Here is a 10,158-nt window from a genome sequence, read left to right on the forward strand (position 1 = left end):
GCACCTGCACATCGAGAAGATGCCCTGCACCACCCTGGCGCGTACGGCCACCTGGCTCTTGCTCTGTGCCCTGGCCTACAGCTATCTGTACTGGCTCGGGGTGCTGGGCACGGAACAGAAGTTGTCGGAACGCTACCATTACTGGAAGACGGCCAGCGTCCTGTGGCTGGGCCTGCAGTTGGTGCGCCACCACGACCCCTGGCTCGCAAAACTCACCCGCCGCCTCCTCATACCAAAACCTATACCCATCCCCAAAACTGGGTAAGGGCCAGCCATCGGAGCGCTACCGCGGCTCGGGACTGTTCTGGTGCCGCCGCTTCCTGGGTGTCAGTGCTGCGAGCTTTCCGATCGTTCCTGCGAGTTGCCAGCCCGAGGCGAGTGACGGTACTGGTTGTGCAGGAGGCGGAGCACGGTTCGGCGAACGTGTGCCCCGCCTACCTGCCGGTTCCACGCCCGACGGGCGACTGGGTCGCCGCATCAAGATCGAAGAGATCGATGCGAAGGCCCGGCAGCACTGAACCGACGTGGCCCCGTGCACCGGCCGTCGCCTGTGACGAAGCCAGACCGACCGACCAGCCGACTTGCGAAGGGAGCACTACAATGGCCGCCCTGCTTTGCACTGCGATCGCCGGCGCACTGCTGTCAGTATCCGCCTCCGCACAACCCGCGGTGTGGGTCGCCGACCCGCTCACCAAGGTGTTCCGCGAGGACACACGCCCGTCCGAGTCGCCTGCCACGATAGCACTCCGGGCGGCACGCGGGGAGTACGAATCGGCCCAGATATGCCTGCGCGCCACGGCACCGGTGCGACAGGTTCACGTGGTTGCCTCGGACCTCCGCGGAGAGGCCGGCGTCATCCCCGCCCAGGCGGTGTCGTGGAACCCGGTGGGCTACGTGCCGCTGGCTCGCAACACCCCTGACACACCCGCGTCGGAGCTGTGCTGCAAGGCGCCGGTAGAGGTGCCTGACCCGTTGCTCCCGGCCACACCCGTTGACCTGGAGGCCGACCGCACCCAACCGCTGTGGATCACCCTTCGTGTGCCTCGCGAGGCGGCTGCGGGCGAGTACACCGGGCAACTGACGGTGCAGTGGGAGGGGGGTGGAGCCACCGTGCCGGTAGCTCTCACGGTCTGGCCTTTTGCGATCCCCGAGGGGCGGCACCTGACCTTCACAAACTGGGTCAGTGCGGGTGCGCTGGCCAGGCAGTACAAGGTGACGGCCTACTCCGACGCCTTCTTCGAGCTCCTCGGCAAGTACGCTCGGGCGGCGGCGGAACACCATCAGAATGTCCTGTGGGTCAGTCTCGAGCTCGTTGGTCTGACGCAGCGGGCCGACGGCCAACTGGCCTGCGACTTCGGCACCTTCGACCGCTGGGTGGAGGTGGTCAGCGCCAACGGCTGTGACCGTTTGATTGAGATCCAGCCACTCGGCCGCTGGGCGCAGGGCTGGGAGAGCACCGACATTGCCCTCTCGGGCTACAAAGTGAAGACCGAGGGCGGTGAGACCAAGACGCTGACGGCGGAGGAGGTTCTTCCGACGCTGTTACCGGCTCTCCAGGAGCATCTGAAGGGGCGCGGCTGGCTGGAGCGAACGGTGATCCACATCGCCGACGAGCCCGCGGTCCACCATGTGGATTCGTGGCGCGAGAAGTCGCGTTGGGTGCACTCCCTGGCCCCCGGGATTCGGCGCATCGATGCGATTGAGGCCCCCGACTTCGGCAAGGACCTGGAGGTGTGGGTGCCGAAGCTCAACCACCTGTACAACTGGCTTCCCCACTATGAGCAGGCCGCTGCGGCCGGGAACGAAGTGTGGTTCTACACCTGCTGCCATCCCACCGGCGCTTTCCCGAACCGCTTCCTCGATCAGCCGCTGCTCAAGACGCGAATCCTGCAGTGGTACAACTGGCGCTACGGACTGTCCGGATATCTGCACTGGGGCCTGATCTCCTGGGATGCGAATCCGCTCCACAGCACGGGCAACCCGAATCTGCCGCCGGGCGACTGCTGGATCGTCTACCCGGGGGCCGATGGGCCGCTGTCCTCCTTGCGCTGGGAGGCCCTGCGCGACGGCTTCGAAGACTTCGAGTGTCTGTGGCTGCTGGCGGATCGGAGCCGGAAGATCGCCGCAGAGCTCGGTGCGCCGCCCGAGCTGTTCCGGCCCGAGCAGCGCAGCGATGAGCTGACCCGGCGGCTCGTGCGGACCATGGTGGACTACACTCACGATCCGGCCGAACTGCGCCGGGTGCGCGACGAGATAGCGGCTGAGATTGTGCAGCTTGACGCCGGTCCCCGGGCTTTGGTCGTTACGGACCCGCCCACCCACCACCAGCTCGCACCGGGACCGATCGTTGTGGCGACGCGAGTCTGGGCTGAACAGGGCGCCGAGGTGCAGGTGAACGGTCACGCCGCTCACCGCCAGGCCGACGGCAGCTTCGCCCATCACACCTCGGTTCCGTCAAGCACCGGCGAGATCAGGGTCGAGATCACCAGGGGCCAGGAGCGGAAGACGGTCCTCCGTCGGTTCAAGGTTATTGCGGGGCAGTGAGGGCCCTGGTGGCGGACTGAGAGGGCACTACACCCCGCTGCTCTCTTGCTCGTGCGCACGGGCTCGGTGCCAGCCGCCGAGTCCGGTTTTGCCCCTTCCACGGAGTGGGTAAGGACCAGACAGGGAGGTACTGGACAAGACACGGCAAAGAGCATAGAGTGGGACAGCAGGTCAGTGTGCTCTGGACACGTCGAGTGGCATCCCCGACGAGACAACTCAGCGCTCTTCAGATCGACCGTCGCAAGGCACCAAAGGCACCAACCACAAGCGGCACCGTCGATGCAGTCAGCCTCGAAACGGAAGGCGGTCGAGCATGAGCAAAGTAGCGTTGGTGAATCCGGGGCCTGCCGGAAACGCCAACTATGGTCTGACCGAGCCCCACAACCTTGGCTATCTGGCCAGCTACCTCGAACAGCATGACGTAGAGGTAAGCATTGTTGACCAGTTGGCGGGCGACGACGTGATGGGCCGTCTGGAGGCCTTTGACCCCGACTGGGTGGGCTTCAGTGGCACGACTCCGGTGGCCATGGACGCCTACGATCTGGCGGCCGAGTGTCGTAAGCGCGGGTGGAAGACGGTCATGGGCGGCGTCCATGCCGGCATCATGGTCGAGGAAGCCCTGGAGCATGTGGAGGTGGTGGTCAAGGGTGAGGGCGAGCAGGCCCTGCTGAAGTTGGTGAGGGGCGAAGTCGAGGGGCAGGTGGTGCAGGGGGAGCCGGTGGCGAACCTTGACGATCTGCCGCCGGTGGCGCGCCACCTCATGAACATGGAGCACTACCTGGGCAACGCCAACCGCCATCCCTTCACTTTTCTGGCCTTTGTACCGCCCAACACGCCCTCGGCGTCCTTGCTCACAGCGCGCGGCTGCCCGCGCCACTGCATTTTCTGCCACAACAGTTGGAGGGGTATCCCTTACCGCGCGAACACTCCTGAGCGCGTCATCTCCGAGCTGAAGGCGCTGCAGGCCGACTACGGCGTCAAAGCGCTGTTCTTCATTGAGGACAACTTCTTCGCCGTCAAGCGGCGCGTGAAGAGCATCTGTGAGCTGATGCAGCAGGAGAAGATCAAGCTGATCTGGGGAGCCACGGCGACGGCCAGTTCCGTGAACGAGGAGACCCTGGAAGCGGGTGCGGCCGCCGGCCTCAAGCAGGTTACCTTCGGGTTCGAGTCGGGATCCCAGCGGATACATGAGATACTGGGCAAGGGCGTTACCGTCGAGCAGTGTGCGCGCGCGGCCCGGATGTGCAAGGAGGTCGGCATCACGGTCAATGCCACCTTCATGATTGGCTCGCCGACCGAGACGCGCGAAGACATCGAGATGACCCTGCGTTTCATCGAGGATAACCCGATCGATGTCGCGGGGCTGCTGCTGCTGACGCCCTATCCGGGGACGCAACTCTGGGACTGGTTGGCCGAGCGCGGCTTCCTCCTTGAGTCGCGGAACTGGCGCGCTTTCGACTTCTCTACCGTGATGTACAGCTCCAATGGGGCGATGTCACGGGAGGAGATTCTACAGACCTATCACGAGGCCCTGGACCGCATCTATCGACCCAAGGCCAGTGCCTACTTCTTCTCGAAGCTGCAACACCCGCTGGAGGGCCTCAAGACGGCGGGCAAGGTCATCGCTTCGCCCAAACGCGTGCTGCAGCGACTGAAGACCCTGCGCTGGTGAGGGCAGGGCAGCCAAGAGCTTCCTCGTGGGTTCTTCGTAGAAAGGCTTCTCCATGGGTCTCCTGACAACCCTTCGTACCTACCGTGAGATGGTCAGCGGCGCTTCGCGCGCCCTGTGGTCCTACGGGCCGTCAATCACGTGGTTGCGCCGCCATCGTAGCTGGCGGGCGGCCTGGCGGTTCTTCCGCATGAAGATGATGGTGACCGAGGGCGAGGGAAGCCTCGGCGCCTGGTACATCTATCTCCGTCCGCTGATCAAGCCCTTCAGCCGCCGCTTCGCACGCTATGCCCCCTACCCAATCAACGTAGAGTTCGAGATCACCACGCGCTGCAACAAGAGATGCATCGTGTGTGAGCACACGCACTGGAAGGAGAGCGAGCCCCGGCAGGATCTGACCTGGGAGCAGTTCCTCCACATCGTCAACCAGTTTCCTCGCCTTATCTGGACCAACCTCACCGGCGAGGGCGACGCGTTCCTGAACAAGTCGTACCTGGACATGATCAAGTACCTTAAGGATCGCGACGTCTCGGTCTTCCTCTCTGATAGCTTCGACCTGATCACCGAGGACATCGCCCGCAAGCTGGTGGAGTGGCGAGTCGACGGCATCTACCTGTCCATGGACGCGGCGACACCGGAGACGTACGAGCGACTGAAGGTGGGCTGCAAGTTCGACCGGACGCTCACCAACATCAAGAACCTGCTGCGGCTCAAGAAGGAAGCGGGGTCACCCTTCCCGGAGCTGAACTTCCGCTACATCGTCATGACCGAGAACGTGCAGGAGATGCCGGCCTTCGTGGACCTGCTGGGCAGCCTTTTCCGTGAGGTCGGCCTCGAGCAGAAGGCGCGGCTGGAATTTGCCGGTCTACTGCACTTCCCGGCCATCGAGCACTACTTCCTGCCTGAAGTACCCGAGGAGATCGTCGAGGCGACTCGAGAGGCAGGAGAGCGCAACGGGATCCCGGCGAATTACGCCCATGCCAGCGTCGACTCCCTGCCCCCGATGAAGATGTGCCGGGCGTGGATGGAGCCGTACATCATGATGGGTGGCTGGGTGATGCCGTGCTGCCAGGTGCTGCAGAACAACGACCGCGACTACCTGCGCAAGAACTGCCTGGGGAATGTCTTCGAGACCGACTTCCGCACACTCTGGAACTCGGAACGCTACCGCACGTACCGCGAGTTGGTTGCGACGCCCAACGGGCAGGTCCCGGCACTGTGCAAGGGCTGCCGAGCCTATGACACCAAGCCGCGTGAGGAGCAGTTCGGTATCTGGTACGGTAACGAGGAGAGTTGATGGCTGCGCGCCCGCTGCTCTTGCTGGACCCACACAACTACGCCAACCCGGACGTGCCGAACCTGGGGCTGGCGTACGCGGCCACGCACTGGCAGGCTCCGGTGATCGACCAGCATATCAGGCCCGAGCCGCTGGATCGGGTGCTGGAGATGGAGGCGGAGACGCTCGGAATCTCGGTGCGGTCGGTGGGGCTGCGCGAGGCAAAGCGGCTCCGGGAAGCCTATCAGCAGCGCTACCCGCAGGCGCAGATCAAGTCCGTGCATAGCTGCCTGAGCGTACAGTGCTGTTACCCCTTCGGCGACTTCGAGGACAAGCTCGAGTTCTCGGCGGAATTCGGCGACAACCTGCCTTTCCCCGACTTTGACCTGTTCGACTCCCTAGAGGCAATGAAGGAGAAGTGGGCCTCGGGCGAGTGGCGCTACTGCCTGATGACGAGCCACGGGTGCCCCTTCAGTTGCACCTACTGCGCAGCTCGGGAGACCCGGTGGCGGCGTCGCAGCGCCGAGAACAGTGTGGCGGAACTCAAGCAGGCGAAGGAACGCTGGGGAATCCGCGCCTTCCAGGTGATCGACGACTGCTTCAACGCGAGTCTGAAGCACGCCTTGGACTTCTGCGAACAGGTGGCGCCGCTGGGCTTGCCCTGGCAGTGCGCCAATGGCCTGCGAGCAGATCGCTTCACTGAGGAGCTGGCCGTGGCGCTGAAGCGCTCCGGATGCCAGACGCTGACCTTCGGCGTGGAATCGGCAGACCCGAACGTCCTGGAGAGCATCAAGAAGGGCGAGACCCAGGAGCAGATTGCCGAGGCAATCGCGATCGCGAAACGGCACTTCGGCGCAGTGGCCGGGTTCTTCATCCTTGGGCTACCGGGGTCGTCCTACCGCACGGACCTGAACTCAATCCGCTTCGCCCTGCGACAGGGGATTGCAGCGCACTTCAGTTACTACGTCCCAGACATCAGCGGCGAGATGCCTCAGGTTCCCTTCTATGGCGAGGGCGCGCTGCCGCAGTCCTCGGCCTACCCGGCGCATCTGCAGCAGCGGCTGTATGACCTGACGGCGCACTGGCGACCGGGCGGACAGGCTCACCGAGGGCAGTTCCTGAAGCTGCTGTGGATCGCTGACCGCGGGCAACTGGTGACGCGTGCCTTGCGGCGATTGCGGGGCACGCGATGAGGGTATGCCATGTTACAAACGGACTGCCGGGCCTGCATCACGAGGCCGGTGGAGCTGAGCATGTTGCGCTGCGGATGATTGAGCTGACCGCGGAGTCCGGGCACGAGGTTGCGGTGTGCTGCCGGGCGACCGACATGGCGCGCGAGTTCCCGTGGCGGGTGCAGCCGCTCACGACGCTACTCGACCGCACTCAAGGCAGAACCCAGGCGCGCTTGCGCAGCCTGTGCCAGCTCTACAACCCCTTCGTGCGAGAGCAGGCTCGCGGGTTCGCGGAGTTCGTCGACGAGTGGCAGCCCGACCTGGTTCACTTCCACAAGTTCGACCGTCTCGGGATGGGCCTGGTGCGGGCGGCGCTGGCCCGACAGCTTCCCACGGTCTGGTCGGTGTATGACTACTGGGCCTTCTGCCCGAACGAGATGCTGGTCAACCGCGAGGGCGCCTATTGCCGGCGCGGCCAGGGGCTGCATTGCTCCGAGTGTCTGGAACTGCCTCCGCGCTTCCGCAGCGTGCGCAAACTGATGCTGCGACGACGCAAGAGGCGGTTGCTCAGCCCGCTGAAGGAGGTTGACCTGGTGCGGACGCTGTCGCAGGCCTCTGCGGAGGTGGCAGCCGAGCACGGGATCGCGAGCGAGCGGATTCGGGTACTGCGCCAGCCGTACCCGGTGTCGCAAGTGGCGGCGGCTGATCCAGCGCAGGTGGACCCGCATCTGATTGTCTTCGCCGGCTGGCTAATCCCCAAGAAGGGCATCCACGTGCTCCTGGCGGCGATGCGCCAGGTTCTGGCGGCGCTTCCGGAGACGCGTCTGCACGTCCTGGGGATGCCGGGGACACCGCAGGATGAGGAGCGCGTCCGGCAGGCACTGCAAGATCCGGTGCTGGCGGCGGCCGTGAAGGTACAGGGCAAGGTCTCGCACGAAGAGCTTTTGGGATGGCTGCGCAAGGCGGCGGTCGTGGCGATCCCCGAGCAGTGGCACAACATGTCGCCGGTGATCATGGTGGAGGCGATGGCGGTGGGTCGGCCTGTGGTGGCCACACGGGCCGGTGGCATTCCGGAGTTCATGGAGGAAGGCAAGACCGGCCTGCTGTTCGACATGACGCGGGAGGATGCACTGGCGGCAGCACTCGTGGAGGTCCTGTCAGATCCGGACCGTGGAGCGCGGATGGGAACCGCCGCACGCGAGCGAGCGCTGGAGCTGTTCGACGCACCGGTGATCCGCGAAGGCTGCGAGCAACTGTACCGAAACCTGCTGCGAGACAGAATCACACGATGATGCTACCACCTCTGCCCTCCGAACAGCAGCCCTGGCCCGGGGTTAGTGATGTCGTCTGCGCCATCCTCTGCGGCGGCAAAGGCTCGCGACTCTTCCCACGGACGCTGACCACACAAAAGTCGCTCCTGGAGATCGCCGGGCAGCCGATCCTGTGGCACGTCCTTCGCTTCTGGTCGCAGTTCTCGCACCGCTTCGTGTTCGTCGTGAAGCACAGCAAGGACGCGGTCATCGACTACGTCCGGGACCTGGGGCTACCGGCGGAGTTCCGCGAACCGGAGAACCTGACGGGCATCGCCGACGGGATTCACCAGGTGCGGGATCTTGTCGGCGAGAAGTTCATCGTGGTGCTGGGCGACTGCCTTTGCACGGGCCGATTTGAGTTCCCACAGGCCATGCAGCAGGCGGTCGGCGTCGTGACGACGGAGGAGCCCGAAGACATCCGGCGGAGCTACTCAGTGGAACTGGACGGAGACCGGCTGGCGCAGGTGGTGGAGAAGCCCGTGGTGTTGCCAAACAACCTGTGCGGCACGGGGTTCTACTTCTTCGACCGACGCGTTTTCGACTACATCGAGCGGGTGCAGCCGAGTGCGGTACGCAACGAGAAGGAGATCACCGATGTGCTGCAACTGATGATCGATGCGGGAGAGACGATCTCGGCGGCACGGCTGCAGGGCGGCTATGTGAACATCAACCTCCCGCCAGACCTGGTTCGCGCCGAGGCGATCCTCACGGCCGACCAGCGGTTCACTCAGCCAAGGAGAGCTCGATAGATGCACGTAGCCCTCGACGTGCGGACGATACAGGCCAGATACGCCGGCGATCGGATCTACCTTGAGAACCTGATCCGCCACCTCAGCCGCCTCCCGGAGATCAGCCAACTGAGCCTCTACGGCGAGGCACGTCTGGGAGACCCCGTGCCGGTGGAGGGCTATGCCAAGACCGAGGCCAAGGTCTTCCGTGCCAAGCGTGGCTGGCTCTGGACGCCCGTTGCGGTGCCCCAGCAGTTGAAGCGCGATCAGGTCGACGTCTTCCACGCTCCTTACCTGGTCCCGTCGAAGGCGCCGTGCCCCACGGTCGCCACCATCCATGACGTCACGCTTCGCCTCTTCCCTGAGTACAACCGCCCGCGCATCAAGGCGGGCATCCGCAACCTGGTACTGAACGCCTCCGCACGCTCGGCCACGGCCGTCATCACCGACTCCGAGCACTCCCGTCGCGACCTCATTCGCGTCGTGCGTGTACGGCCGGATCGCATCCATGTCATCCCGCTGGCAGCAGGCGAGCATTTCACACCCGGCGACGCGGAGACAGCTCGCAGACGCGTGAAGGAGCTTCTGGGGCTTGAGCGGCCCTTCGTGCTCGCGGTCGGCTGGAGCAGTCCACACAAGAACGTGCCACGCCTGCTCGAGGCCGTCGGCAGTCTCACCAGCGGCGTCGGACGGGAGTTGGCGGTCGTAGTCGTCGGCCATCCAGGGGCCCACACCGCCGAGAGCCTGCGCGAGTCCTTCCCGACTCTCGAAGGACGTCTCTTCTTCACTCAGTGGATCAGCAATGATGACCTCGTCGCCTACTACCGCGCGGCGAGCCTCTTTGCCTTTCCGTCGCTGTACGAGGGCTTCGGTCTCCCGGTCCTGGAGGCGATGGCCTGCGGGACACCAGTGGTCACTTCGAACAGCTCGAGCATCCCCGAGGTCGCCGGTGACGCCGCCATACTCGTCGAACCGCGGGACACGGCGGCCCTTGCTGCGGCGGTGGAAGGTGTGGCGAGCGACGAGGCTCTTCGCGAGGACCTGCGGGGACGAGGCCTGGAGCAGGCTGCCCGCTTCTCGTGGGATCGCACGGCTGAGATGACGCTGGAAGTCTACAAGCACGTCCTGGGGCAGTGACTTCGCGGTCCGTCACGGCCCCTATCCCCCTTCGAACTGCCCCACTTCCTCCAGCTTCCCGAACATGATCCGGTCCGTGCTGCCCTTGTGGCCCTGCGTGACTGAGAGCCAGATCGTCCCCTCGTGCTCGTGGAAGCTCGGGTACTGGAAGGAGTCGGCCGTCTCGAAGCGGTACTTGCGCTCCCAGGTCACCCCGTCCCGCGAGAGGTCGAGGTTGAAGACGCTGCGGTTCGCGTCATACAGTCGTGTGGCCTCCTGCCACCCCAGATAGTAGAGGCCGCCGAACCTGTCGAAGGTGGGCTTGGAGTTGCCGCCCTTC

General features: G+C 64.8%; 9 protein-coding genes. 8 read left to right on the plus strand and 1 reads right to left on the minus strand.

Annotated elements, in window-relative coordinates:
• The 8 genes from ABFE16_06020 to ABFE16_06055 form a co-directional block, all read left to right on the plus strand.
• A partial coding sequence (locus tag ABFE16_06020) for a hypothetical protein (protein MEN6344844.1) occupies positions 1-265 on the plus strand: 265 nt, incomplete at its 5' end.
• 335 nt (positions 266-600) lie between these two features.
• On the plus strand, positions 601-2,544 hold the full coding sequence (locus ABFE16_06025) for a glycoside hydrolase domain-containing protein (GenBank protein MEN6344845.1): 1,944 nt from the start codon (positions 601-603) through the stop codon (positions 2,542-2,544).
• Positions 2,545-2,857: 313 nt separating this feature from the next.
• Positions 2,858-4,216, plus strand: a complete 1,359-nt coding sequence (locus ABFE16_06030; protein MEN6344846.1) for a radical SAM protein — start codon at positions 2,858-2,860, stop codon at positions 4,214-4,216.
• A gap of 52 nt (positions 4,217-4,268) precedes the next feature.
• Positions 4,269-5,510, plus strand: a complete 1,242-nt coding sequence (locus ABFE16_06035; protein MEN6344847.1) for a radical SAM protein — start codon at positions 4,269-4,271, stop codon at positions 5,508-5,510.
• Positions 5,510-6,682 (plus strand): radical SAM protein, encoded by a 1,173-nt coding sequence (locus ABFE16_06040; GenBank protein ID MEN6344848.1) that lies wholly within the window; start codon positions 5,510-5,512, stop codon positions 6,680-6,682. Before ABFE16_06035 ends, ABFE16_06040 begins: the two co-directional genes overlap by 1 nt.
• Entirely contained in the window at positions 6,679-7,953 is a 1,275-nt protein-coding gene (locus ABFE16_06045; GenBank protein ID MEN6344849.1) for a glycosyltransferase family 4 protein, read from the plus strand. The genes ABFE16_06040 and ABFE16_06045 overlap by 4 nt, the downstream gene beginning before the upstream one ends.
• Complete coding sequence (locus tag ABFE16_06050; GenBank protein ID MEN6344850.1) at positions 7,950-8,723, plus strand: sugar phosphate nucleotidyltransferase; 774 nt, start codon at positions 7,950-7,952, stop codon at positions 8,721-8,723. Before ABFE16_06045 ends, ABFE16_06050 begins: the two co-directional genes overlap by 4 nt.
• Positions 8,724-9,839 carry a glycosyltransferase family 1 protein gene (locus ABFE16_06055; GenBank protein ID MEN6344851.1) on the plus strand — a complete coding sequence of 372 codons (1,116 nt, stop codon included), beginning with the start codon at positions 8,724-8,726 and terminating at the stop codon, positions 9,837-9,839. It begins immediately after the preceding gene.
• A gap of 21 nt (positions 9,840-9,860) precedes the next feature.
• Here the strand turns inward: ABFE16_06055 and ABFE16_06060 are convergent.
• The coding region (locus ABFE16_06060; GenBank protein MEN6344852.1) for an exo-alpha-sialidase at positions 9,861-10,158 on the minus strand (298 nt) is incomplete at its 5' end.

This window comes from Armatimonadia bacterium (genome assembly GCA_039679385.1).
Classification (GTDB): domain Bacteria; phylum Armatimonadota; class Zipacnadia; order Zipacnadales; family JABUFB01; genus JAJFTQ01.

Bases quoted from the DNA above. Each gene is read 5' to 3' on its own strand.
- ABFE16_06035 (MEN6344847.1), top strand. From the start codon at position 4,269: ATGGGTCTCCTGACAACCCTTCGTACCTACCGTGAGATGGTCAGCGGC.
- ABFE16_06040 (MEN6344848.1), top strand. From the start codon at position 5,510: ATGGCTGCGCGCCCGCTGCTCTTGCTGGACCCACACAACTACGCCAAC.
- ABFE16_06050 (MEN6344850.1), top strand. From the start codon at position 7,950: ATGATGCTACCACCTCTGCCCTCCGAACAGCAGCCCTGGCCCGGGGTT.
- ABFE16_06055 (MEN6344851.1), top strand. From the start codon at position 8,724: ATGCACGTAGCCCTCGACGTGCGGACGATACAGGCCAGATACGCCGGC.
- ABFE16_06030 (MEN6344846.1), top strand. From the start codon at position 2,858: ATGAGCAAAGTAGCGTTGGTGAATCCGGGGCCTGCCGGAAACGCCAAC.
- ABFE16_06045 (MEN6344849.1), top strand. From the start codon at position 6,679: ATGAGGGTATGCCATGTTACAAACGGACTGCCGGGCCTGCATCACGAG.
- ABFE16_06025 (MEN6344845.1), top strand. From the start codon at position 601: ATGGCCGCCCTGCTTTGCACTGCGATCGCCGGCGCACTGCTGTCAGTA.